Source organism: Pelomonas sp. CA6, from assembly GCF_022549225.1.
In the GTDB taxonomy this organism is placed as follows: Bacteria; Pseudomonadota; Gammaproteobacteria; order Burkholderiales; family Burkholderiaceae_C; genus Roseateles.
The window spans coordinates 64,562-88,330 of the sequence record NZ_JAKZFD010000001.1; the positions used below are offsets into that span (position 1 = coordinate 64,562).

The window sequence follows — 23,769 nt, forward strand, 5'->3', positions numbered from 1 at the left end:
TTCTCGGGCGGCCTTGTTTTTTCGGGAGATCTGATTGTGAGCTGGGATTGGCAGGTGTTCTGCAAGAACACCATCGATGGCGAGGTGGTGCCGCGCTGCTTTGGCAGCGGCGGTGACGTCACCTATCTGGACTGGATGATGTCCGCCTGGGGCTGGACGCTGTCCGTGGCCCTGCTGGCCCTGCTGGTGGCGCTGCTGGTCGGCACGCTGATGGGCATTCTGCGCACCGTGCCCAATCGCAAGCTCGCGCTGGTCGGCGAGGTCTGGACCGAGCTGTTTCGCAACATCCCGCTGCTGGTCCAGATCTTCCTCTGGTATCACGTGATCCCGTCGCTGATCCCGGTGCTGAAGTCCGTGCCCAGCTTCATCCTCGTGGTGCTGGCACTGGGCTTCTTCACCTCGGCGCGCGTGGCCGAGCAGGTCAAGGCCGGCATCCAGAGCCTGCCCAAGGGCCAGCGCTATGCCGGGCTGGCGCTGGGCCTGACGCTGCCGCAGACCTACCGCTACGTGCTGCTGCCGATGGCGCTGCGCATCGTGATTCCGCCGCTGACCAGCGAGTCGATGAACATCGTCAAGAACTCCTCGGTGGCCTTCGCGGTGTCCATCGCCGAGCTGACCATGTTCGCGATGCAGGCGCAGGAGGAGACCTCGCGCGGCATCGAGATCTACCTGGCGGTGACGGGGCTCTACTTCATCTCGGCCTTCGTGATCAACCGCATCGCGCTGTTCATTGAGAGCCAGGTCCGCGTCCCCGGCCTGATCGGGGGGAGCAAGTGATGCTGGAGCTCGACTTCGCCTTCCTGAGCTGGGACGTGCTGTCCAGCTTCATCGCCAAGGGCCTGATCTTTTCCTTCCAGCTGACCCTGGTCGCGATGCTGGGCGGCATCGCGCTGGGCACGCTGCTGGCGCTGATGCGCCTGTCCGGCAAGAAGTGGCTGGAGGTCCCGGCGGCGTTCTACGTCAACACGCTGCGCTCCATCCCGCTGGTGATGGTGATCCTGTGGTTCTTCCTGCTGATCCCGATGATGACCGGGCGCCCGCTGGGCGCTGAGCTGTCCGCCATCATCACCTTCACGGTGTTCGAGGCCGCCTATTACTCCGAGATCATGCGCGCCGGCATCCAGTCGGTCTCGCGCGGCCAGGTTTATGCCGGCTACGCGATGGGCATGACCTACCGCCAGACCATGCAGCTGGTGGTGCTGCCGCAGGCCTTCCGCAACATGCTGCCGGTGCTGCTGACCCAGACCATCATCCTGTTCCAGGACACCAGCCTGGTCTACGCGATCGGCGCCTATGACTTGCTCAAGGGCTTCGAAGTCGCGGGCAAGAACTTCAACCGGCCGGTCGAGACCTATCTGGTCGCCGCCGTCCTCTACTTCGTCATCTGCTTCGCGCTGTCCATGCTGGTGCGCCGGCTGCAGAAGAAGATCGCCATCATCCGCTGACGCGGCTGCCCCGGCGAACTGGAGTGTTTCATGATCGAGATTAAGAACGTTTCCAAGTGGTACGGCCCCTTCCAGGTGCTGACCGACTGCACCACCAACATCCAGAAGGGCGAGGTGGTGGTGGTGTGCGGCCCGTCGGGTTCGGGCAAGTCCACGCTGATCAAGACGGTCAATGCGCTGGAGCCCATCCAGAAGGGCGACATCGTGGTCGACGGCATCAGCCTGACCGACCCCAAGACCAACCTGCCCAAGCTGCGTTCGCGCGTGGGCATGGTGTTCCAGCATTTCGAGCTGTTCCCGCACCTGTCGGTGACCGAGAACCTGACGATCGCGCAGGTCAAGGTGCTGGGTCGCAGCCTGGACGATGCCAAGGCGCGCGGCCTGAAGATGCTGGACCGCGTGGGCCTGATGGCGCACAAGGACAAGTTCCCCGGCCAGCTCTCCGGCGGCCAGCAGCAGCGCGTGGCGATCGCGCGCGCGCTGTCCATGGATCCCATCGTGATGCTGTTCGACGAGCCCACCTCGGCGCTGGACCCGGAGATGGTCGGCGAGGTGCTGGATGTGATGGTGCAGCTGGCCAACGAGGGCATGACCATGATGTGCGTGACCCACGAGATGGGCTTCGCCAAAAAGGTCAGCCACCGCGTGATCTTCATGGACGCCGGCAAGATCATCGAGGACTGCAAGAAGGACGAGTTTTTCGGCAACCCCGATGCGCGCTCGCCGCGCGCCAAGGACTTCCTCGCGAAGATCCTGCAGCATTGATCGCTCTTCCCCCGGGGGGGTGACGAATGGCCGGCGAATGCCGGCCATTCCCATTTCGACGCCCACATCTCGCAGTTGATCTCCTGAGCGCCCAGTCCGGGTCGGCGCGCCTCTAGGATAGGCGCCATGTCAAACAACACCCCGCTCGTGCGTCCCCAGTCCGACCGTCGGCTCTGGCTGAGCTATGCCGGTGCCTGTTTGCTCAGCTGGATGCTCTACGCGATGGCGGGGGCCGAGCTGCAGCGCGGGCTGTGGCAGCTGTGGGAGGCGGCCTACCAGGCTACGCTGAGCCTGGCGCCACCCATGCTGCTGGGGCCTCTGCTGTGGTGGCTGGTGCGCGCGCTGCAGGGGCGCCCGATGGCGCTGCAGCTGGCGGCGCACCTGCTCGGCGCGCTGGGCTTCGCGCTGGCCTGGCAAGGGCTGGAATTCGCGCTCGCCTGGTGGCTGTTCGGGCCCGAGCATGCGCGCGCGATGCTGATGCAGACCGTGTTGTGGCGCGCCATCTGGGGGCTGTTCGTCTACAGCGCGCTGGTGGGCGGCTTCACCGCGGTGCTGAAGACGCGCCAGGCGCGCGCCAGCGCGCTGGCCGCGGCGCAGGCGGAATCGGCGCTGGCGCGTGCCGAGCTGGCGGCAATCAGCGGCAAGCTGAACCCGCACTTCCTGTTCAACACGCTCAATTCGCTGATCGCGCTGACGCGGCGCGACCCGCGCGCGGCCGAGGCAGCGCTGATGCAGTTCGCCACGATGATGCGCTATGTGCTGGACGCCAAGCGCAACGCGGAAGGGCGGGCCAGCCTGGCCGAAGAGGTCGACTTCCTGCACGACTACCTGGCGCTGGAATCGCTGCGCCTGGGCGCGCGGCTGCGCGTGCAGTGGGACCTGGAGCCGGGCACGCTGGACGATGAGATCCCCGTGCTGACCCTGCAACCCCTGGTCGAGAACAGCATCCTGCACGCGATCGCGCCGCGCGTGGAGGGCGGCTGCGTGAGCATCTCGGCGCGGCGCGATTCGCTCAACGGCGGGCTGGCGCTGACCGTGGCCGACGACGGCCCGGGCTGCGCCCCGGATCAACTGGACGGCCCGTCCGTGAACGGCCGCGGCGTCGGCCTGTCGGCGCTGCGGCGCCGCTTCGCGCTGGACTTCGACGGCCGCGCGCGGCTGCGCATCCACACCGCTCCCGGCGCGGGATTCCGCGTCGACCTCTGGATCCCACAGACATGACCACAAGCATCCGCACCCTGATCGCCGAGGACGAACCGCTGGCCCGCGAGGCGCTGGAGGACTGGGTCCGCGCCTTGCCGCAGCTGGAACTGGTGGGGAGCTGCGCCGACGGGCTGAGCGCGCTGGCGCAGATCGAGGCGCTGGAGCCCGAGCTGGTGCTGCTGGACATCCAGATGCCGGGGCTCAGCGGTCTGGAGGTGCTGCGCCGCCTGGGCGAGGCCGGCCGGCGGCCCGCGGTGATCTTCACGACGGCCTACGACGAACATGCGCTGGCCGCCTTCGAGCTGCACGCGGTGGACTATCTGCTCAAGCCCTTCGCCCAATCTCGCTTCGACGAGGCGGTGGCGCATGCGCTGCAGAACCTCGCGCCACCTGCGGCCGAGGTGCTGGAGCCGCCGCAGACGCCGCTGCAGCGCCTGCTGGTGCGCGACCACGGCCGCATCGTGCCGCTGCAGGTCGAGGCGATCGAATACCTGCGCTCCGACACCAAGTACACCGCGCTGGCCAGCGGCGGGCGCCAGTACCTCGTGCGCCTGCCCATCACCAGTTTCGAGCAGCGCCTGGACGCCGAGCGCTTCGTCAAGCTGCAGCGCAGCTGCATCGTGAACCTGGACTTTGTTGTCGCGATGACGCCGGACGAGAATTCCCAGCTGGTGGTGCAGATGAAGGACGGCAGCCGCTTCGTCGCCAGCCGCGAGGTGTCCAAGAAACTTCGGGAGCAGACGTTATGAATGGACTGCGTGGAGGGCGACGCCTGCTGGGCGCGCTGATGCTTGCCTGGCCGCTGCTGGGGCTGGCCCAGTCGCCGCCGCAGCCCGAGGGGCGCACCTATGCGCCAGGACGCTTCGACCGCATCGAGCTGGCCGGCATCGCCCAGGTGCGCTTGACCCAGGGCGAGCGCGACCAGGTCTTCGTCGTCGGCGACAGCCAGGTCCAGGACAGCGTGGACGTGAGCCTGTCGGGCAACCGCCTGGTCATCCGGCCTCAGGGCGGCTGGAAGTTCTGGACCGGGCCGCGGCTGCAGGTGGACATCCAGGTGCGTCGGCTGCACCAGCTGGTGCTGTCGGGCGCCAGCGACCTGATCGCGCAGGGCCCGGTGCAGACCGACCAACTGCTGATCAACATCTCCGGCTCGGGGCTGGCGCGCTTCGACGATCTGCAGGCCGAGCGCCTGAGCTTCGTCATTTCCGGCGCCGGCGAGGGGCAGCTGCGCGGTCGTGTGCGCGAGCTGCAGCTGAGCGTGTCCGGCAAAGGCAAGCTCAGCGCCGGCGACCTGCGCGCCGAGCGCGCGCTGGTGACGGTCAGCGGCGTCGCCCATGCCACGCTGTGGGCCACCGAGGCGCTGCGCGTGCAGGCCTCGGGTGTGGGCATGGTGGAGTATTGGGGCCAGCCCGAGGTGCAGCGCAGCGCTTCCGGCATCGCCCGCCTGACGCCGCTGGGCAACAAGCCGGGCGAGGCGCCCTGAGGCTGGCCGGCGAAGGGGCGATGCGACAATCCCGCCCATGAGCGAGATCCTCACCCTGACCCGGCCCGACGACTGGCATGTGCACCTGCGCGACGGCGCCGCGCTGCAGAGCGTCGTTCCCTACACCGCGCGCCAGTTCGCGCGCGCAATCGCGATGCCCAACCTGCGGCCGCCCATCACCACCGCCGAGCAGGCGGTGGCCTACCGCGAACGCATCCTGGCCGCGGTGCCGGCCGGCGTGGACTTCCAGCCGCTGATGACGCTGTACCTGACCGACCTGAGCTCGCCGCAGGAGATCGCCGCGGCCAAGGCCGCTGGCGTGGTCGCGCTCAAGCTCTATCCGGCCGGCGCCACGACCAACAGCGATGCCGGCGTGACCGACATCCGCAAGACCTACCGCACGCTGGAAGCGATGCAGCGCGAGGGGCTGCTGCTGCTGGTGCATGGCGAGGTCACCGACCCCGAGGTCGACGTCTTCGACCGCGAGGCGGTCTTCATCGACCGCGTGATGACGCCGCTGCGCAAGGACTTCCCCGAGCTCAAGGTGGTCTTCGAGCACATCACCACGCAGGAGGCGGCGCAGTACGTGAGCCAGGCCGGCCCCTACACGGCCGCGACGCTGACGCCCCAGCACCTGCTGTACAACCGCAATGCCATCTTCATGGGCGGGCTGCGGCCACACTACTACTGCCTGCCCGTGCTCAAGCGCGAGCAGCACCGCCTGGCGCTGCTGAAGGCGGCGACCTCGGGCAGCGACCGCTTCTTCCTCGGCACCGACAGCGCGCCGCATGCCTCGGTGATGAAGGAGAACTCGGTCTGCGGCGCCGGCTGCTTCACCGCGCTGTCGGCGTTGGAGCTGTATGCCGAGGCCTTCGAGTCGGTCGGCGCGCTGGACAAGCTGGAGGGCTTCGCGTCCTTCCACGGCCCGGACTTCTACGGCCTGCCGCGCAACACCGCCACGGTGACGCTGAGCAAGACCCGCTGGACCTTGCCCGAGTCCGTGCCCTTCGGCGAAGCGCGCCTGAAGCCGCTGCGCGGCGGCGAGGTGCTGGGCTGGAAGCTGCAGGGCTGAGCCGCGCGTGGACTTCCACGCGCTGGACTGGTCGCGCCCCTGGTGGGCGCCTTATCGCGCCTGCGGCGAACCGGTGCTGGCGGCGCGCCGCGCCGGCATGCCGCTGCACGAGGCGCTGAACCGCGCTCTGGCGCGCCAGCCTGAAGCACCCCGCCTGGGCCCGCAAGGACTGCCGCTGCGCTTCGTCGCGCAGCAGGCGCTGCCGCCGGGGCAGGGCTACGAGGACTTCGTCGCGGCCACCGGCTGCGTGCCGACGCGCGACAACTGGCACGACTTCTTCAACGGCCTGGTCTGGCTGCGCTTCGGCGCGCTGAAGGCGCGGCTCAACGCGCTGCATCGGCAGGCGCTGGAGCACGAGCCGCCGCCCGCGCCAGGGCGGCGCGGCGCGCTGCGCGACGCGCTCACCCTGCTGGACGAGAACGGCGCCTGGCTGGCCGCGCCCACGCCGCTGCACGAGGCGCTGCGACAGCGCCACTGGCAGCGCCTGTTCGGCGAGCTGCGCCCGCTGTGGGCGCAGGCCCGCCTGGTCATCGTCGGTCATGCGCTGCTGGAGCAGCTGCTGGAACCGCGCAAGCCGCTGTGCGCCCATGTGTGGGGGGAGGGGGAATCCCCCGAGGCCCCGTGGCCGCCGGCCGCGGAGCGCCTGCGCGCCAAGCCCTTCAGCCCCTTGCCGGTGCTGGGCGTGCCCGGCTGGTGGGCGGCCAACGAGGCCCCGGACTTTTATGCCGACGCGCAGGTGTTCCGTCCGCCGCGTCCCGCAAAGACGCTAGCATCCGCGGCCGGGGGCTGATGCACGCAGCGCCCCGTCTCGCTCAACGCATCCGGGAGTCGCGCTTGTCACCACCCCATGTCCTGAAGGTCCTGCTGCCGCTGCTGGCGCTGCTGTGCGGCGCCGTCGGCGCCCAGGTTCCCGCGTCGGCGCCGCCGGCCCCGGCGCAGGCCGCCGCCGCGGCCACCCCGCCGCCGCCGTCGGTCAGCGCGCGCCGGCTCTACGAGCGCACCCGCACCCAGCTGCTGCAGATCCGCACCCTGCTGGGCGGCAGCCAGGCCTCGGTGGGCTCGGGCTTCGTCGTCAGCGAGCAGGGCCATGTGATCACCAACTACCACGTGGTCAGCCAGTTCGCGCTGGAGCCCGAGCGCTACCGCCTGCTCTATGCGGCACCGGACGGACAAAGTGGCGCGCTGGAGCTGCTGGACGTCGACGTTCGCCGCGACCTGGCGCTGCTGCGCCTGCAACGTCCCGAGGGCGCGCCCGCGCTGCCGGCGCTGCGTTTCCGCCCGGCCGAGGAGCCGCTCGCCAAGGGCGACCGCATCTACTCCATGGGCAACCCGCACGATGTCGCGTTCGCCGTCGTCGAGGGCAATTACAACGGCCTGGTGGAGCGCAGCTTCGACCCGCTGATCTACTACGCCGGCTCCATCAACGCCGGCATGAGCGGCGGGCCGGTGCTGGACGAGGAGGGCCGCGTCGTCGGCGTCAACGTCTCGGCGATGTTTTTTGCCCAGCAGATGAGCTTCCTGGTGCCGGGCGGCTTTGCCGAGCGGCTGCTGGCGCGCAGCCGCGACGCCAAGCCGCTACAGGGGCCGGCCTGGCCGCGCGTGCGCGAGCAGCTGACGAGCTACCAGGACGAGCTGGTCAAGAGCTTCCTGGCCCAGCCCTGGCGCAGCGGCGGGCATGCGCGCTACCGCGTGCCGCTGCCGCAGGAGGAATACATGCGCTGCTGGGGGCGGGGCAGTTCCAGCGAGGACAAGGGGCTGCAGTTCCAGCGCAGCCAGTGCCGCATGGAGCACGCGGTCTTCATCAGCGGCGAGATCCAGACCGGCTATCTGAACGTGGCCCACGAAACCTATGACGGCCGCCAGCTCGGCGCGCTGCGCTTCTCGCGCCAGTACGGCAACAGCTTCCGCAACGAGGCGCTGGGGCGGGCCGACAAGCACCGCACCGCGCCGCACTGCCGCGAGGAGTTTGTCGCCGCGCCCGATGGCCTGCCGCTGCGCACCGTGGCCTGCCTGCGCGCCTATCGCAAGCTGGAGGGGCTGTACGACCTCAGCGTGCTGGTCGCCGCCGTCGACAGCAGCATCGAGGGCGAGCTGGGCCGCCTGGACGCCAAGGGCGTCAGCTTCGCCAACGCACAGAAGCTGACCCGTCACTTTCTGCAGGGGTATGCATGGACAGCTACGGCGTCGCGGTAATCGAGGTCCTGGACGGGGACGGCCAGGTCCGCTGGGTGCATCGCGTGCTGGCCGGCACGCTGCGCATCGGACGTTCGCCGGCCTGCGACCTGGTGCTGTCCGACCCGCATCTGGCGGCCGAGCATGCGCTGCTGCACTGGGATGGGCAGGATGCCCGGCTGGAGCTGCTGGACAGCCTCAATGGCGGCCGCCTGGCCGACGAGGCGCTGGCGCCGCGCGAGCCGCGGCCCTGGATGGGCTCGCACGAGCTGCTGCTGGGCACCACCCGGCTGCGCTTGCGCAGCAGCCGCGATCCGCTGGCGCCGGAGCAGCCGCTGCCGGCCGCTACCGCGCCGGCCCGCGCCGCCGCGCGCGAACCCGGTCGCCTGCTGCCTGCCTTCGTGCTCGCGGCGCTGTGGGGCGGCCTGCTATGGCTGGACCACTGGCTGGGCAGCGGCCCGGACAGCAGCTGGGTGGAGGCGGCGACCGCCGTGCTCTCGCCACTGGCCGTCGCGGTGGTCTGGGCGGCGCTATGGGCGCTGGTGTCCCAGCTGTTCCGCCACTGGTTCGCCTTCCTGCCGCATCTGCGCCGCGCGCTGGTGGCCTTGCTGGGCCTGCAACTGCTGAGCATGGGGCTGCCCTCGCTGGCCTACATCCTGTCCTGGCCGCGCCTGATGGCGCTGGACGGCGTGCTGACCGCGGCCGGCCTGCTGGGGCTGCTGTGGTGGCAGGCCAGCCTGGTTTGGCCGCGCGCCCGGCGCTGGGTGGGCGGCACGCTGGCCTCGCTGGCCCTGCTGGGCCTGGCCCTGGTGCTGGGCAAGCGCACCGAGCAGCAGCACTGGCTGGGCCCGGCCTATCTGAGCAGCCTGCCGCCGCCCGTGCTGCGCCTGGCGCCCACGCGGCCGCTGGACGGGTTCGTCGACGGCCTCAAGGCCCTGGAGGAGCCGCTGCGCCAGCAGGCCGCCAAGCGCAACGAGCAGCAGGAGCCCGGCAGCGAGGAGTGAGCCCAGACAGCGGGCGGCGCACCGAGCGGCGCAAGGCCGCTCGTTGCGCGCGGTCGCTCAGGCGGGCAGGAAGCCCTCGACCGACAGGTAGCGCTCGCCGGTGTCGTAGTTGAAGCCCAGCACGCGCGCGCCGGCGCCCAGCTCGGGCAGCTTGGCGGCGATCGCGGCCAGCGTGGCGCCGCTGGAGATGCCCACCAGCAGGCCTTCCTCGCGCGCGCTGCGGCGCGCGTATTCGCGCGCGTCCTCGGCATCGACCTGCAGCACGCCGTCCAGCAGCTCGGTCTTCAGGTTTTTGGGCACGAAGCCCGCGCCGATGCCCTGGATCGGATGCGGGCTGGGCTGGCCGCCGCTGATGACCGGCGAGGCCTTGGGCTCCACCGCATAGACCTTCAGATTCGGCCAGGCCTTCTTCAGCACCTGCGCGCAGCCGCTGAGGTGGCCGCCGGTGCCCACGCCGGTGATCAGCGCGTCCAAGCCCTCGGGGAAGTCGGCCAGGATCTCCTGCGCCGTGCTGCGCACGTGCACGGCGATGTTGGCCTCGTTCTCGAACTGCTGCGGGATCCAGGCGCCGGGCGTCTGCGCGGCGATCTCCTCGGCGCGTGCGATCGCGCCTTTCATGCCCTTCTCGCGCGGCGTGAGGTCGAACTGCGCGCCATAGGCCAGCATCAGGCGGCGGCGCTCGACGGACATGCTGTCGGGCATCACCAGGATCAGCCGGTAGCCCTTCACGGCCGCCACCATGGCCAGGCCGACGCCGGTGTTGCCCGAGGTCGGTTCGACGATGGTGCCGCCCGGCTTGAGCAGGCCGCGGGCCTCGGCGTCCTCGACCATGGACAGCGCGATGCGGTCCTTGATCGAGCCGCCCGGATTGCTGCGCTCGGACTTGACCCAGACCTGGGCCTGCGGACCGAACAGGCGGTTGATGCGGATGTGGGGGGTGCCGCCGATGGTGGCGAGGACGTTGTCGGCTCTCATGGGGAGGTTCTCCTTGTGCGCGAATGCTAGCCCCGCTGCTGGACGGAATCGGACCTGGGGCATAGATCGAATGGTCAGATGCTTATGCCGCGCGGGCAAGGGCGTCGCCCGGTTCCCGCGTCCGTGATGTTGGATAATGCGGCCCGTGAAGCAAGCCAGACCGCCGCTGGTGCAAGCGTGGAAACACCGCACTGGAGGAAGGTCCGGACTGCATAGAGCGGCGTAGCAGCCAACGGCTGTCCGGCGTGAGCCGAGGATCAGAGCAACAGAGACGAGTCGCCGCGGGCCCCAGGTCCGCGGCGGGTGAAACGGGCAATCTCTACGCGCAGCAACACCAAGTAGGCCAGCGATGATGCGGCTCGCAGAGCTGGCGGGTAGGTGGCATTGAGCCGGGCAGCGATGTCCGGCCCAGAGGAATGGCGGTCACGGCCCGGGCCCCGCAAGGGGTCCGGGCCGCACAGAATCCGGCCTATCGGCTTGCTTCACTCTTTATCGGCGCCGGCCAGCAGGGCCTCGATGGTCTGCTGCACGGCCAGCGCCTCGGCGAAGCCGGGCAGGCTGTGCGAATGGCCCTCGATCATCGCCATCCAGTGCAGCAGCAGATCGACCGTGCCGCTGACATGGTGCTGCTCCGGGCTGCCCAGCACGCGCTCCTGTGTGCCGTCGCGCTGCACGATGCGGCCGAACCATTCGCTCAGCTCAATCTCGCCCTCGCTGGCCCGCCACAGCATGCGGTTGTGGTCGGCCGGAGCGCCGGGCACGCCGCCCACCGAGGCGCGCAGGCGCACCGGCACGCCGGCCGCGAGCAGCTCGGCGTCCAGCGCGGTCTCGGCGCCCAGGCCGTCGACCGGATAGCGGACCGTGGAGCGCAGCAGGTGGGCCGGGCCCAGCACGCGCTGCAGCACGAAGATGAAGTGCGAGATCACCTCGCGCGTGAAGCCGCCCTCCAGCCGCCCGCTGAGCCAGGCGCCGGCGTCGGCCTGCCAGGGCCGCGGCCAGGCCGCGAAGCTCAGCTCCAGCTCCACCGAGCGCAGCGCGCCCAGCGGCCGCCGCGACGCAATGCCGAAGGTCTGCTGCAGCACCGACAGCCCCGCCGACGCGGCGAGCGAGAAGTTCACCGCCGCGCGCCGCCGCTCGCGCTCGATGCGCGCGATGCAGGCGCGCGCCGCGTCGGTGTCGGTGGACAACGGCTTTTCGCACAGCACGGCCAGGCCCGCGTCCAGCGCCGCCTCGGTCAGCGGGATGTGGGCCTGCGGCGGCGTCGCGATGTAGATGCCGCGCAGCTCGCTGCTGCGGATCAGCGCGTCGGCGCTGGTCGCCGGGCGCAGATGGGGATGGCGCGCCACCGTCTGGGCCAGCACCTGGGGATCGGCATCCCAAACCATCAGCGGTCGCAGACGGGCATGCGCCGCCAGGCGGGCCAGCATGCGCTGACCCATGACGCCCAATCCGATCACCCCGATGTTCAAAAGTCCCGGCACCGCTGTGGCTCCTCGACGGCAAAACGGCGCAGTTTAGGCCCCGCCGCTACACTGCCGCTCCACGCCTATGCCCGCCTCTCTGTAACGGGCGCACTACGCACGAAATGAGCATGAATCCAAACGCCGCCACGCTGTGGCGTGCGCCGCGCTGGGCGCTGTCCATCCTGCTGGCCGCGCTGGCCACGGTGGGCCCGTTCTCGATCGACACCTACCTGCCCGCCTTCGCCGGCATTGCGCGCGCGCTCGACGCGAGCCCGGTGCAGATGCAGCAGACCTTGTCGGGCTACCTGCTCGGCTTCGCGCTGATGAACCTGTTCCACGGAGCGCTGTCGGACAGTTTCGGCCGCCGCCCCGTCGTGCTGTGGGGCATGGCCATGTTCACCCTCGCGTCGCTGGGCTGCGCGCTGGCCGGCAGCATCGGCCAGCTGGTGTTCTGGCGCACGGTGCAGGGCTTGTCGGCGGGCGCGGGCGTGGTCGTCTCGCGCGCCATCATCCGCGACATGTTCCCGCCGTCCGAGGCGCAGCGGGTGATGTCGCAGGTGACCATCTTCTTCGGCCTGGCGCCGGCGATCGCGCCGATGATCGGCGGCTTTCTGTTCGAGCACGCCGACTGGCACTCCATCTTCTGGTTCCTGGTCGGCGTCGGCGCGCTGCTGCTGGTGGCCAACTGGCGCCTGCTGCCCGAGACCTTGCACGAGGATCACCGCCAGCCCTTCCACGTCGGCCATCTGATGCGCGGCTACCGCGAGCTGGTGACCAGCCATCGCTTCATCCTGCTCGCGCTGGCCAGCGGCATTCCGTTCAACGGCATGTTCCTCTACGTGCTGTCCGCCCCGGTCTTCCTTGGCGAGCACCTGGGCATGGCGCCGTCGCGCTTCTTCATCTTCTTCTGCTTCACCATCGGCGGCATCATGGCCGGCGCCTGGCTCAGCGGCCGCCTGGCCGGGCGCATCAAGCCCAAGCAGCAAATCCGCCGCGGCTTCGTGATCATGGTGCTGACCTCGGTGGCCAACATCGTGTGCAGCGCGCTGCTCGAGCCCGCCGCCTGGTGGTCCTTCCCGCTGATCGGCACCTTCGCGTTCGGCTGGGCGCTGATGGTGCCGGTGGTGACGCTGATGGTGCTGGACCAGGCGCCGGACCGGCGCGGCATGGCCTCGTCGCTGCAGGCCTGCATCGGCAGCGCGGCCAACGGCCTGGTGGCCGGCCTGCTGGTGCCGCTGGTGATGCATTCCACGCTGAGCCTGGCGCTGGCCTCGGCGGGCATGATGTGCATCGGCCTGCTGTCCTGGCTGTGGGTCAAGCGCGAGGTCGGCCTGCTGCACGCCTGAGGGCACTCAAGATTCGGCCCCGAACGGCCGACATTGCGCAGTAGGGGCGCGGCGTCTGCCGCCGCCCCGCCGTGGAGCCGCCCATGTCCCGAACCCGCCTGCCCCTGACCCGTCTGTTCGCCGCCGTGCTGCTGCTGCCCTGCCTGGGGCTGGCGGCCGAGGAGCGTGCCAGCGACGCCGCGCCCAGCGCGCTGCGCGAGCGCCTGGCCGACCGGCTCAAGGACGACGCGGCCACGCTCAAGCTCAGCGGCCCGCGGCGCCCGGACAAGGCGGCCTCGGGCGCCGCGGCCGAGCCGTCGCGCCGTGGCTCGGCGGCCGCCCGGGGCGCGGCGAAGCCGGCCAAGCCCGCGGCGCCCCCAGCGCCAGCGCCCTGGGGCTATGAGGGCGACGGCGCGCCCGAGCACTGGGCCCGGCTGGCGCCCGAGAACCGGCTCTGCGCCGCCGGCCTGCGCCAGAGCCCCGTGGACCTGCGCGACACCGTGCGTGTGGAGCAGGAGCCGCTGCGCCTGGACTACCGCGCCGGCGCCTTCACGGTGCAGGACAACGGCCGCGCCATCCAGCTGACGGTGGCGCCGGGCAATGCGCTGCAGGTGATGGGCCGGCGCTTCGAGCTGCAGCGCCTGGTGTTCCGCGCGCCGGCCGAGTCGCGCATCGCGGGGCGCAGCTTCGACATGTCGGTGCAGCTGCTGCACAAGGACGCCGAGGGCCGCCACGCGGTGCTGGAGGTGCTGCTGGACCGCGGCATGGCGCCCGCGCCGCAGCCCGCCGTGCAGACGGTGCTGAACCATCTGCCGCTGGAGCGCGGCGAGGCCTACACGCCGGCGCAGGCGCTGGATCCGCTGGACTTCCTGCCCGCCGACCGCGCCTACTTCAGCTACATGGGCTCGCTGAGCACGCCACCTTGCACCGAGGGCGTTCTGTGGCTGGTGCTGCGCCAGCCGGTGCCGATCTCATCGCCGCAGCTGGAGATCTTCCGCCGCTTCCACCCGATGAATGCGCGCCCGCCTCAGCCAGCCGGCGACCGCCTGATCAAAGAGTCCAGCTGAGGCGCCGAACGCGCGTCCAGTGTCAGCACCTGAGCTTCGCCCTCGGCCGCGCTGGCGCGCAGCACGGCGGCGGGTGCGGCGAAGTCGATCTCCAGTTCCAGGCGCTGGCCCTCGTGGTCCCAGTGCAGGGCCAGCTGGTGCCCGGGGCGCGGCGGGCAGTCGAAGCGGCCGCTGAACGCGGGGTGCTGGTTGCGCAGCCGGATCAGCGCGCACAGCGCCTGCACGACCGGGCGCTGCAACTGCGCATGGATCTCGTCGGGGGCGTAGCGGTGGCGGTTGATGTCGCGGCCCACGCCGCTGTGGGCCAGCAGTTCCATGTCGTTGGCGCCAGCCAGCAGGCCCACGTAATAGACCTGGGGCACGCCGGGCAGGAAGAACTGCAGCGCGCGCGCGATCAGGTAGGCGGTTTCGTCGCCGCCCAGCGCGTCGAAGAAGCTGCAGTTGACCTGGTAGAGGTCCAGGTTGGACGCCGCGGCGCCGGTGGCGCGCCGGCTCTGCCCGCCGCTGTTGGCGTGGATGCGCTCGACCAGCGCATCCAGCTCCGCCGGCGCCACCAGCCCCGGGCAGCGCTCGCGGTCGCTGGCGTCCGCGCCGATGTCGATGATGCCGATGCCGTCGTGCGTGTCCAGCACGGTCAGCGCGTTGACCGGGCGCTGCGCGATCCAGGCCTTCAGCGGCCCCGCCGTGCCATTGAACAGCGCATGCAGCGCCAGCGGTGGCAGCGCGAAGTCGTAGACCCAGTCCACCTGGCGCGCGATCTCGATCTGGCGCTGGTAATAGCTGTGGATCTCGACCAGCACCTCCATGCCCAGCGTATGCGCCTGCGCCGTGAACGCGGCGATGAAATCGAAGGTCTCCGGCATCATGAAGCAGCTCGCGCCCGCCTTCTTGACGGCGTAGCCCGCGGCGTCCAGCCGGATCATCGTGATGCCGCTGTCGGCGAAGCGCTTCAGGATGCCCGCGAGATAGGCGCGGCCCTGCGCGTGGTGGACGTCGATGTCCAGCTGCTGCGGCGTGAAGGTGGTCCAGAGGATCTTCTTCTGCCCGTTCTTCAGCGTCGTGCAGCTCAGCGGCAGCCCGGGACGGGGGCGGTAGATCGCGAGCAGGTCGCGCTCCGTCGCGCCTTGCGGGAAGACGGCGTCCAAGGTCAGGAACAGCCCGGCGTAGGGCGAGTTCTCGCCATGCGCCGAATAGTGCTGGAACTGCGGCGAGTCGGCCGACATGTGGTTGACGATCACATCGGCCATCACCGGCAGTTCGGAGGCCAGGGTCTTGAGGTCCAGCCAGTCGCCCAGGCGCGGGTCGACCAGGGTGTGGTCGATCGGGTCGAAGCCGGCATCGGCGCCGTCGATGGGATGGAAGAAGGGCAGCAGATGGACGCCGCCGAACAGGCCGGCCAGCGGCCCGTCGCGCCCCAGCAGGGCATGCAGTTCGCGCAGGCCGCCGCCGCCCAGACGGTCGACATAGGTGATCAGTTGGACTTGGTTTTTCATGGCGAGGGAGGGCGCGTCGCGCCGGTCTGCACGCGCAGCACCGCCAGCGCCGCCAGCAGCATCAGCGCGCCGGCGAGGCGGATCACGTGGTCGGGGTGGCCGCCCAGCAGCGGCTGGTAGATCAGCGGCAGCGTCAGCATCTGGATCAGCATGGGGATCACGATGAACATGTTGAAGATGCCCATGTAGACCCCGGCGCGCTCGGGCGGAATGCTGCCGGCGAGCAGCACATAGGGATTGCCCATGATGGAGGCCCAGGCCAGGCCGATGCCCAGCATGGGCAGGAAGAGCAGGGCGCGGTCCTGGATGGACGGCAGCACCCACATGCCCACGCCGGCCAGCGTCAGGCACAGCGCATGCGTCCACTTGGCGCCCAGGCGGCGCGTCAGCGGCAGCATCGCGAAGGCGGCGACAAAGGCCACCGCGTTGTAGAAGCCGCCCAGCTGGCCGTTGAGCAGACCCGCTTCGCGGAAGCCGGCCGACTGCGGGTCGGCGGTGTGGAACAGCGTGCGCGCCAGCGCCGGCACGATGTAGATCCAGTAGCACATCATCGCGTACCACTGACACAGCTTCATCCACCAGAGCTGGCGCATGGTGCGCGGCATCTCGCGCAAGGCCTGCACGATCTCGTCCAGCGTGGCCGCGACGCCGCGCGGGCGGGCCTCGATCTGACGCCGTTCGTCATCGCTCAAGGGCAGCTCGGGCACCCGGCGCACCGACCACCAGACCGTGCTGAAGGACAGCAGCGCGCCCATCATGAAGGCCACCGCGGTGACCTGCGGGATGTGGCTCTCGTTGAGCGCGTCGCGGCTCATGCCCAGCCAGACCAGGACCGAGGGCGCCAGGTAGGCAAGGGTCTGGGCCAGGCCGGTGAAGGCGCTCTGCGTCAGGAAGCCGGCGGCGTGCTGGTCGGGGTTGAGCCGGTCCGACACATAGGCACGGTAGGGCTCCATCGTGACGTTGTTGGCCGCGTCGAGGATCCACAGCAGCGCGGCGGCGAACCACAGCGTCGGGCTCATGGGCATGGCCAGCAGGCCCAGGCTGCAGATCAGCGCGCCGATCAGGAAGAAGGGCGTGCGCCGGCCGCGCGGCGAGGTACTGCGGTCGCTCAGCGCGCCGACCACCGGCTGCACCAGCAAGCCGGTCATGGGGCCGGCCAGCCACAGCAGCGGCAGGCTGGCTTCGTCCGCGCCCAGGTAGGCGTAGATCGGGCTCATGTTGCTCTGCTGCAGGCCAAAGCTGAACTGGATGCCGAAGAAGCCGACATTCATGTTCAGGATCTGCCAGAAGCTCAGGCGGGGTTTCATGCGGCGGTCTCCTGCGTTGCGGCGGGTCCGGCGTCCAGTGTCTCGCGCCAGTGGGCGAAGAAGCCGGAATCCGCGGCCGGCACCGGGCCGCGTTGGCCGCACAGCGCGGCGGCGTAGCGGTTGGCCAGCGCCAACGCGGGCGCGATGGGCCAGCCACGCAGATGGGCCGCCAGCAGCATGGCGCTGAAGCCGTCGCCGGCGCCCACGGTGTCCACCACCGCCACCGCCTGCCCGCCGCCCTGCGCCACCAGCCGCCCCGGCGCGTCGAAGCAGGCATAGCCGCGCGTGCCCAGCGTGAGGATCACGCGCTTCAGGTCGAAGCGCGCCATCAGCGCGCCCAATGCGGGCTGCAGCGCCGCCAGCGGCCGGGCGGCAAGGTCGGCGTCACCCGGGGCAAGACCTGGAACGAACCAGCGCAGCAGCCGCTGCAGCTCGTCCTCGTTGATCTTCAGCCAGTCGGTGCGCGGCAGGTTCAGCTGCGCGAGTTCGCGCTGTGGCAGGCCGTCGCGCAGATTCAGGTCCAGGTAGCGCAGGCAGTCCGTTGGCAGCGCATCCAGCAGCGCCTGGACGGTCCGGCGCGTACCCTCGCCGCGTTGCGCCAGCGTGCCGAAGTAGAACAGCGGGGTCGGCGCCGCGCGCAGCGCGGCGAGGGCCGGCCCGCTTTGCACATGGTCCCAGGCGGCGTCGCCGTGGATCACGAAACGGTGCTGGCCGGGCGCATCCTCGACGACGCTGACCCGGCCGCTGGCATGCCGCCCGTCGCGCTGCACGCCCAGCGGCGGCAGGCCGAAGGCCTGCAGCTCGCGGACGAGGCGCTCGCCGTGCCCGTCCTCGCCCAGCCGGGTGACCAGGCGCGGCGGCTGGCCCAGCGCCGCCAGGCTGCGCGCGACGTTGAAGGGCGCGCCGCCCGGCAGGCCCTGGTCGCCGAACTCGTCGACCAGGATCTCGCCCACCAGCAGCGGGCTTGCGGCCTTGCTCATCGTGCGAGGTCTCAGAAGCTGTACTTCAGCTGGGCCTTGACGCTGCGGCCGTTGATGGAGCGCGCCACGTAGATGGGGTTGTTGCCCAGGTTGTTCTGCCCTTCGGCCTCGGTGTAGCCGATGCTGTTGAACAGGTTGTTGACGCCCAGGTTCAGGCTCAGGCCCTGGCCGAACTCATAGCTGGCGAAGGCGTTCACCACCGCATAGGCCGGCAGCACGACGGTGTTGTCGTTGTCGGCATAGCTCTTGGTCGTCGCGACCACGCTGGCGCCCACTTCCAGCGCGCCGAATTGCATGCTGGGGCTGAGCTGCACGACCAGGTCGGCCTGGCGGCGCGGCTTCTTGCCGGTGGCGCTGACGCGGGCATGGGTGTAGGTGGCGCCGCCGGCGAGGCGGAAGTCGCCCGCGCTCCAGGCCAGCTCGGCCTCCAGGCCGCTGGCCTTGTAGCTGTCCTTCAGGTAGCGCTGCGAGGTGACTTCGAAGCCGCCGTCTTCCTTGGTCTTGGCGTGGAAGAGCGTGAAGAAGCTGGACAGGGCGCCGCGGCGCAGCTTCAGGCCGGCTTCCATCTGGTCGGTTTCGTTGATGGGATAGGGCCGGGCGCCGGTGGCCACCGCGGTGTCCCAGACCACGCGGTCGGGCGAGGCCCAGGACACGCCATGGCTGACGCGGCCGAAGGCGGCGGTGTCGCGGTCCAGCGCATAGTTGGCGCCCACGGAATAGCTGGTCGCCCCGGTGTCGTAGCTGATCTTGTTGCGCGTGCTCTCGTCCCAGCCGGCCGCCTTGCCGAAGATCTGGGTGCCGCTGGCGCGCAGCTTGTCATGGCGCACGCTGGCGTCCAGGCTCAGCGGGCCCTGGTCCCAGGTCAGCGCGGCATAGGGCGCGGTGGCGCTCAGCCGCACGTCCAGCGAGCGATAGCAGCAACCGCCCCACGTGGTGGTGGCATCGCCGACCGGCTGGGTGGTCGGCGCGCCGTTGTTGTCCAGCAGGCGGGCGCCATTGCCGGTCAGCTCGATGTTGTAGCGGTTCCAGTACCAGGTCTGGCCGACGTTCTGGGTGCCGGTGAACAGGCCGCCGGTCAGCGTCAGCTTGGAGCCGCCGGCCAGCTGCAGCTGCTTCTGCAGGCGCAGGTCGTTGAAGCTGTTGCCCATGTCGTCCAGCGTGCTGTTGAAGATGTGGGCGGAGAAGTAGTTGGTCGTCGACGGCGAGCCGGCGGGACGGCTGCCGGACGGGAACACGCCCAGGAAGCGGCCCGAGATGTCGCTGGTGCGGAAGCGTTCGGTGACGGTCAGGTCGCCGGCGAGCTTGAACTGGGCTTCGAGGCCGATGGAGCGGTTCTTCACATGCAGGCCGTCGGCCGGGTTGGTGGCGCTGCGCTGGCCGTTGCGGTCGACCACCGTGTCGTTGCCGAAGTTGCTGTTGATGAAGAAGGCGGTGCGCGGGTCCACGCCCGGCAGCGCGCTGATCTTGCTGCCATTGAGCTGCACCGGCACGGGCAGGTAGGTGGGGGTGCGGTCGTCCAGGTTCTTCAGGTTCAGGCGCACATAGCCGTTGCTGAATTCCTTGGTGATGCTGGCGCGGATCTGGCCGCCGTGCTCGACGTTGACGTCGGTGTGGCGCGTGCCCTCGCCGACGCGCTGGAAGCCGCCCAGCTGGACATAGAGGCCGTCACCGACGCGCCCGCCCCAGTCGAAGTCCAGGCGGTTCTGGCGATGATCCAGCCCCAGGCTGTAGCCCAGCGAGCCGCCGCCCTGCTTGCCGGTCTTGCTCACGAAGTTGATGATGCCGCCGGGCGAGTTGGTCGCCAGCGTGGAGGCCGAACCGCCCCGCACCACCTCGACGTTGGAGAGGAAATTGTCGGCGCGCAGGAACTGGTCCGCGGTGGCGAAGGAGATGTCGCCCACCAGCAGGATGGGCAGCCCGTCTTCCTGCAGCTGCACATAGCGCGAGCCGCCGGCGGAAATGGGCACGCCGCGCACGGTGATGTTGGCATTGCCTTCGCCGCCGCTGGATTCGGCGCGCACGCCCGGCACGAAGCGCAGCGCCTCGGCCGCGTTGCCGGGGGTGTGCTTCTGCAGCGTCTCGCCGTCCATGGTCGACACCGAGACCGACTGCTGCATCTTGCTGCGCGCCGTCGAGGTGCCGGTGACGACCACCTGCTCCAGCTTCAGGCCGTCCTTGCTCTCTTCCTTGGCGGCGTCGGCGGAGGCGGTCTGCGCCTGGGCGGCGAGGCCGGCGAGCGCCAGGCTGGCGACCAGCAGGCGGGGCCGGGGGTGGAAGCGGGAGGACGGTGCGCGCGACAGGCGGACCGCGGGAAGGCTGCGGGGCATGGATGTCTCCTGGTTGGGCATCGGCGGTGGTCCCGCCGTTTTGAATGGAGGGCCCGCGCCGGGAATTGGAGCGCGAGACCCGCCTTGTCCGCATTGTGGGCGTTGTTCGAACGTATTGCAATCGATTGCAATTGCGGGAAAACCAAGGGGTGGTGGATGCGCTCGGGAAATTGTGGAAAAGCACCGCATCTTCGACAGAGCGGCGATTCGGGCGCCCTTGTCAGGATGGCGTCGGCTGTGTATGCAAACGCTTGCAGTTGATCGCGCGGGCGACCGTGACGCTTCAGCTGCTGGCGCGCTGCACCAGATGGACGGGCAGGGTGCGCGCGGCGCTGGGGTGCCCATCCAGCTGGTCCATCAGGGCCTGGACCAGGGCGGCGCCGGCCTCCAGCACCGGCTGGTGCACGGTGCTCAGCGGCGGTTCGCAGTAGCTGGCCAGCGACAGGTCGTCGTAGCCCACCACGCGCAGCTCCTGGGGGATGCGGCGCCCCGCCTGGCGCAGGCATTGCAGCGCCTGGATGGCCAGCAGGTCAGAGCAGGCGAAGATTCCGTCCAGCTCTGGATGCGCCCGCAGCCAGTCCTGCACGCTCTGGCGCGCCGCGTTGGTCTCGAAGGGGGCGGCCAGTTCCAGCGCCGGGTCGGCGGGCAGTCCCGCAGCCTGCAGGGCCTGCCAATGGCCTTCGCGGCGCAGCCAGACCTCGGGCAGGCTGGCGTCGCCGATAAAGCCGATGCGCCGGGCGCCGCGCGCGATCAGGTGTTCGGTGGCCAGGCGCCCGCCCAGCAGGTTGTCGCCGCCGACGCTGCAGTACAGCTGCTGCGGCAGTTGTCCGCCCCACACCACCAGCGGCAGTCCGCGCGCCGCCAGCGCGTTGAGCCGGTCGTGGTGATGCCACTGGCCGATGATGATCAGCCCGGCGGCCCGGCCCGAGTCGTGCAGCGCCGCGGCCTCCTCCAGCCGGGCCGCGTCCACACGCGACAGCAGCATGTCGTGGCCGCGCTCGGTCAGCGCGTCCGCCAGGCTGCCGACCAGCGACAGGAAGAAGGGATCGGACACATGCTGCCGCGAACCCCGCTCGTACGGGATCACGACCGCGACCGTGCGGTTCTTCTGCAGGCGCAGGTTCTGCGCGCCCAGGTTGATCGAGTAGTTCAGCGAGCGCGCCAGTTCGGCCACGCGCGCCCGCGTTTCGGCATTCACCAGCGGGCTGCCCGCCAGCGCCCGCGACACCGTGGACACCGACACGCCGGCCAGGCGGGCGATGTCGGCCATCTGCAGGCGCTTGCTCGCGGGCGTGGCCGCCGGCTGGCCGGGCGGCGGCAGGCGGGAGGGTGGGGTGGGGGCGGCGGAAGACATGGCGGCATTGTCCGCTGTGGCGCGAGCGCTGCGATCCGCGCCCCCGGCCCGCCGTGGTCGTGCGAGCATGCGGCCCCGTGGAATTGGCATGAACGAGGAAACACCATGAGCCAGGCCCGTCACCGTTCGCCGCGCGCCGTTCTGGCGTTGATGCTGGGCCTGCAGGCCGCCGCGGCCGGCACCGCCGCCCCCGCGCAGCCCGAGCTGGACCGGCTCGTCTGGCTGGCGGGCTGCTGGGCCGCCGAGGACGGCGAACCCGGCTCCGGCGAGCAATGGATGGTCCCGGCCGGCGGCGTGATGCTGGGCATGAGCCGCACGCTGAGCCAGGGCCGCGTGCGCAGCTTCGAGTTCATGCGCATCGCGCCGGATGGCGAGGGCGGATCGCTGAGCTACTTTGCCCAGCCCCTGGGCCGGCCCGCCACCGCCTTTGCGCTGCGCAGCCTCAGCAGCACCGAGGCGGTGTTCGAGAACCCGGCGCACGACTTCCCGCAGCGCGTGGTCTACCGCTACGAGGCGCCGGTGCATCTGCGCGCCCGCCTCGAGGGTCGCGTCGACGGGCGGCCCCGGCAGCTGGAATTCCCCATGCTGCGGGTGGCCTGCGGCGACGGAGAGGGCGCGGAGCGCTGATTCGGGCACGCCGATTGCCCAGGGGCCCATGGCGCCAGGCGCCGCAAGCTGCGCCTGCATTCGCGCTGGAAAAAGCGCGGTCGATGGTCCAGATTGAAGACTTCACGCGCAGCAAGAGGCCCAGGGCCCGGGAGACCGATCATGGCGAGTTCAGCACCGCATGTCCCGTCCGGCGGCGAGGAGGCCATCCGGCCCTTCCGTCTCGAGGTCGAGCCGTGGCGGCTCGAGGATCTGTCCCAGCGCCTGGCCCGCACCCGCTGGCCGAGCGAGATCCCGGGGCAGGGCTGGCGCCGCGGGGTTCCGCTGGCCTATCTGCGCGACCTGGCCGAACACTGGCGGTGCCGCTACGACTGGCGTCGCCATGAGGCCGAGCTCAACCGTTGGCCCCAGTTCACCACGGTCATTGAAGGGCAGCGCCTGCATTTCCTCCATGTCCGTTCGCCCGAGCCGGGGGCTTTGCCGCTGATCCTCACGCACGGCTGGCCGGGCTCCATCGTGGAGTTTCTGGACCTCATCGGCCCGCTCAGCGATCCACGCGCGCACGGCGCGGCGGCGGGCGATGCCTTCCATCTGGTGATCCCGTCCATTCCGGGCTTCGGTCTGTCGGGGCCGACCCGCGAAGCCGGTTGGACGGCGCATCGCGTTGCCACCGCCTGGGCCGAACTGATGCGCCGGCTCGGCTATGCGCGTTATGGGGCGCAAGGCGGTGACCTCGGGGCCATCATTTCTCCGGCCTTGGGGCGCGTCGAACCGGACGGTGTCGTCGGCGTCCACGTCAACGCGGCAAGCATCGGCTTCATGCCGTTTCCGCCTCTTTCCGAGGCTGAACTGGCCGAACTCAGCGAATCCGAGCGCCGGCGCGTGCAGCGTATCCAGGCTTTCATGGATGAGGAATTCGGCTACGCGCAGCTGCAGTCCACCCGCCCGCAGACCCTGGCCTATGCGCTCAACGACTCGCCGGTCGGGCAACTGGCCTGGATCATTGAGAAGTTCCAGGCCTGGACGCACGGTTCAGAGGTTCCCGAAGACGCGGTGGACCGGGACCGTCTGCTGACCAATGTGATGCTGTACTGGCTGACCGAGACCGCCGGGTCGTCGGCCAGCATCTACTACGAAGACAAGCATGCCGGCGTCTGGCCGAAGCCCTCCTCGGTGCCCACCGGCGTGGCGGTGTTTGCAGAGGACATCTCGATCCGCCGCTATGCCGAGCAGGCCAATGCCATCGTGCACTGGTCGGAGTTCGATCGCGGCGGCCACTTCGCGGCGCTGGAGGTGCCGGACCTGCTGATCGAGGACGTGCGCCGGTTCTTTCGGCCCCTGCGCTAGCGGGCGGGCCGCGGTGTGTCCGCTTCTGCCGGCATGCAGGGCGTCCAGTTTGCGATGGAAACGGGCCGCGCCGGGGTCGCCGTCGTCGGAGGTCCAGTCCAGGTGGGTGCATTCCTTCTCGATGGCATGACCGGCGATTCACGTCATCAGCCGCTCGCCGACCTCGTGACCCCGGAGCTCTCTGGGGCATAGAGTTCCCTCACCGACCGCGAGCCATGCCGCTTGGGTGTCGGACACGGCCCTGCGGTGGCCGGCTGCCGTCGAGCGGACATTAGCCCGCCATTTGGCCGACATCAAACGGTCCGTCCGTCCCACTATCGGCGCGCCTGCGCGCTCAACAAGCGCGATCTGCGGCCCGATTTGCGCTGTTCGCACAAGTTC

General features: G+C 70.2%; 21 protein-coding genes and 1 other RNA gene. 15 read left to right on the plus strand and 7 right to left on the minus strand.

The window, feature by feature from the left end; all coding sequences use genetic code 11:
* The first annotated feature begins 36 nt into the window (after nt 1-36).
* The 10 genes from LZ017_RS00310 (at nt 37) to LZ017_RS00355 (ending at nt 9,144) form a co-directional block, all read left to right on the plus strand.
* Nucleotides 37-777, plus strand: coding sequence for an amino acid ABC transporter permease (locus LZ017_RS00310; RefSeq protein WP_241298052.1), 741 nt, complete (start codon nt 37-39; stop codon nt 775-777).
* A complete protein-coding gene (locus tag LZ017_RS00315; RefSeq protein ID WP_241298053.1) occupies nt 777-1,445 on the plus strand; it encodes an amino acid ABC transporter permease in 669 nt (222 codons plus the stop codon). The genes LZ017_RS00310 and LZ017_RS00315 overlap by 1 nt, the downstream gene beginning before the upstream one ends.
* Nucleotides 1,446-1,475: 30 nt before the next feature.
* Entirely contained in the window at nt 1,476-2,210 is a 735-nt protein-coding gene (locus LZ017_RS00320; protein WP_241298054.1) for an amino acid ABC transporter ATP-binding protein, read from the plus strand.
* Nucleotides 2,211-2,336: 126 nt separating this feature from the next.
* Nucleotides 2,337-3,431, plus strand: coding sequence for a sensor histidine kinase (locus LZ017_RS00325; protein ID WP_241298055.1), 1,095 nt, complete (start codon nt 2,337-2,339; stop codon nt 3,429-3,431).
* Nucleotides 3,428-4,162, plus strand: coding sequence for a LytTR family DNA-binding domain-containing protein (locus tag LZ017_RS00330; RefSeq protein WP_241298056.1), 735 nt, complete (start codon nt 3,428-3,430; stop codon nt 4,160-4,162). The genes LZ017_RS00325 and LZ017_RS00330 overlap by 4 nt, the downstream gene beginning before the upstream one ends.
* Nucleotides 4,159-4,896 carry a head GIN domain-containing protein gene (locus LZ017_RS00335; RefSeq protein ID WP_241298057.1) on the plus strand — a complete coding sequence of 246 codons (738 nt, stop codon included), beginning with the start codon at nt 4,159-4,161 and terminating at the stop codon, nt 4,894-4,896. The genes LZ017_RS00330 and LZ017_RS00335 overlap by 4 nt, the downstream gene beginning before the upstream one ends.
* Before the next feature lie 37 nt (nt 4,897-4,933).
* Nucleotides 4,934-5,968 (plus strand): dihydroorotase, encoded by a 1,035-nt coding sequence (gene pyrC, locus LZ017_RS00340; RefSeq protein WP_241298058.1) that lies wholly within the window; start codon nt 4,934-4,936, stop codon nt 5,966-5,968.
* Between the two features lie 7 nt (nt 5,969-5,975).
* Nucleotides 5,976-6,758 carry a DUF3025 domain-containing protein gene (locus LZ017_RS00345; RefSeq protein WP_241298059.1) on the plus strand — a complete coding sequence of 261 codons (783 nt, stop codon included), beginning with the start codon at nt 5,976-5,978 and terminating at the stop codon, nt 6,756-6,758.
* Nucleotides 6,759-6,802: 44 nt separating this feature from the next.
* Nucleotides 6,803-8,161, plus strand: a complete 1,359-nt coding sequence (locus LZ017_RS00350; RefSeq protein ID WP_241298060.1) for a serine protease — start codon at nt 6,803-6,805, stop codon at nt 8,159-8,161.
* A complete protein-coding gene (locus LZ017_RS00355) occupies nt 8,137-9,144 on the plus strand; it encodes an FHA domain-containing protein (RefSeq protein WP_241298061.1) in 1,008 nt (335 codons plus the stop codon). The genes LZ017_RS00350 and LZ017_RS00355 overlap by 25 nt, the downstream gene beginning before the upstream one ends.
* Before the next feature lie 57 nt (nt 9,145-9,201).
* Here the strand turns inward: LZ017_RS00355 and cysK are convergent, their stop codons facing one another.
* Nucleotides 9,202-10,119, minus strand: a complete 918-nt coding sequence (gene cysK, locus LZ017_RS00360; protein ID WP_241298062.1) for a cysteine synthase A — start codon at nt 10,117-10,119, stop codon at nt 9,202-9,204.
* Between the two features lie 147 nt (nt 10,120-10,266).
* On the opposite strand from cysK, the gene rnpB reads away from it, so the two are divergent.
* An RNA gene (gene rnpB, locus LZ017_RS00365) (RNase P RNA component class A) lies at nt 10,267-10,607 on the plus strand.
* Here the strand turns inward: rnpB and LZ017_RS00370 are convergent.
* Nucleotides 10,602-11,600 (minus strand): Gfo/Idh/MocA family oxidoreductase, encoded by a 999-nt coding sequence (locus LZ017_RS00370; RefSeq protein WP_308194050.1) that lies wholly within the window; start codon nt 11,598-11,600, stop codon nt 10,602-10,604. The genes rnpB and LZ017_RS00370 overlap by 6 nt on opposite strands.
* Nucleotides 11,601-11,710: 110 nt before the next feature.
* Between LZ017_RS00370 and LZ017_RS00375 the strand changes: the two genes are divergently transcribed.
* A complete protein-coding gene (locus LZ017_RS00375; protein WP_241298064.1) occupies nt 11,711-12,928 on the plus strand; it encodes a multidrug effflux MFS transporter in 1,218 nt (405 codons plus the stop codon).
* An 83-nt stretch (nt 12,929-13,011) separates the two neighbouring features.
* Nucleotides 13,012-13,974 carry a carbonic anhydrase gene (locus tag LZ017_RS00380; protein WP_241298065.1) on the plus strand — a complete coding sequence of 321 codons (963 nt, stop codon included), beginning with the start codon at nt 13,012-13,014 and terminating at the stop codon, nt 13,972-13,974.
* On the opposite strand, the gene gtfA is transcribed toward LZ017_RS00380, so the two are convergent.
* The 5 genes from gtfA to LZ017_RS00405 all read right to left on the minus strand — a co-directional run bounded on the left by gtfA (nt 13,935) and on the right by LZ017_RS00405 (nt 21,435).
* Nucleotides 13,935-15,467, minus strand: a complete 1,533-nt coding sequence (gene gtfA, locus LZ017_RS00385) for a sucrose phosphorylase (protein WP_241298066.1) — start codon at nt 15,465-15,467, stop codon at nt 13,935-13,937. The two genes, LZ017_RS00380 and gtfA, sit on opposite strands and share 40 nt — an antisense overlap.
* Nucleotides 15,464-16,774: an MFS transporter gene (locus LZ017_RS00390; RefSeq protein WP_241298067.1), complete on the minus strand. Its 1,311-nt coding sequence runs from the start codon at nt 16,772-16,774 to the stop codon at nt 15,464-15,466. The genes gtfA and LZ017_RS00390 overlap by 4 nt, the downstream gene beginning before the upstream one ends.
* On the minus strand, nt 16,771-17,754 hold the full coding sequence (locus LZ017_RS00395) for a PfkB family carbohydrate kinase (RefSeq protein ID WP_241298068.1): 984 nt from the start codon (nt 17,752-17,754) through the stop codon (nt 16,771-16,773). The genes LZ017_RS00390 and LZ017_RS00395 overlap by 4 nt, the downstream gene beginning before the upstream one ends.
* 11 nt (nt 17,755-17,765) lie before the next feature.
* A complete protein-coding gene (locus LZ017_RS00400) occupies nt 17,766-20,081 on the minus strand; it encodes a TonB-dependent receptor domain-containing protein (protein ID WP_241298069.1) in 2,316 nt (771 codons plus the stop codon).
* A gap of 283 nt (nt 20,082-20,364) precedes the next feature.
* Nucleotides 20,365-21,435, minus strand: coding sequence for a LacI family DNA-binding transcriptional regulator (locus LZ017_RS00405; RefSeq protein ID WP_308194051.1), 1,071 nt, complete (start codon nt 21,433-21,435; stop codon nt 20,365-20,367).
* Nucleotides 21,436-21,540: 105 nt separating this feature from the next.
* On the opposite strand from LZ017_RS00405, the gene LZ017_RS00410 reads away from it, so the two are divergent.
* Together LZ017_RS00410 and LZ017_RS00415 are read left to right on the plus strand one after the other, a co-directional pair.
* Nucleotides 21,541-22,062 carry a DUF6265 family protein gene (locus tag LZ017_RS00410; RefSeq protein WP_241298070.1) on the plus strand — a complete coding sequence of 174 codons (522 nt, stop codon included), beginning with the start codon at nt 21,541-21,543 and terminating at the stop codon, nt 22,060-22,062.
* A 141-nt stretch (nt 22,063-22,203) separates the two neighbouring features.
* Entirely contained in the window at nt 22,204-23,388 is a 1,185-nt protein-coding gene (locus tag LZ017_RS00415) for an epoxide hydrolase family protein (RefSeq protein ID WP_241298071.1), read from the plus strand.
* Nucleotides 23,389-23,769 lie beyond the last annotated feature (381 nt).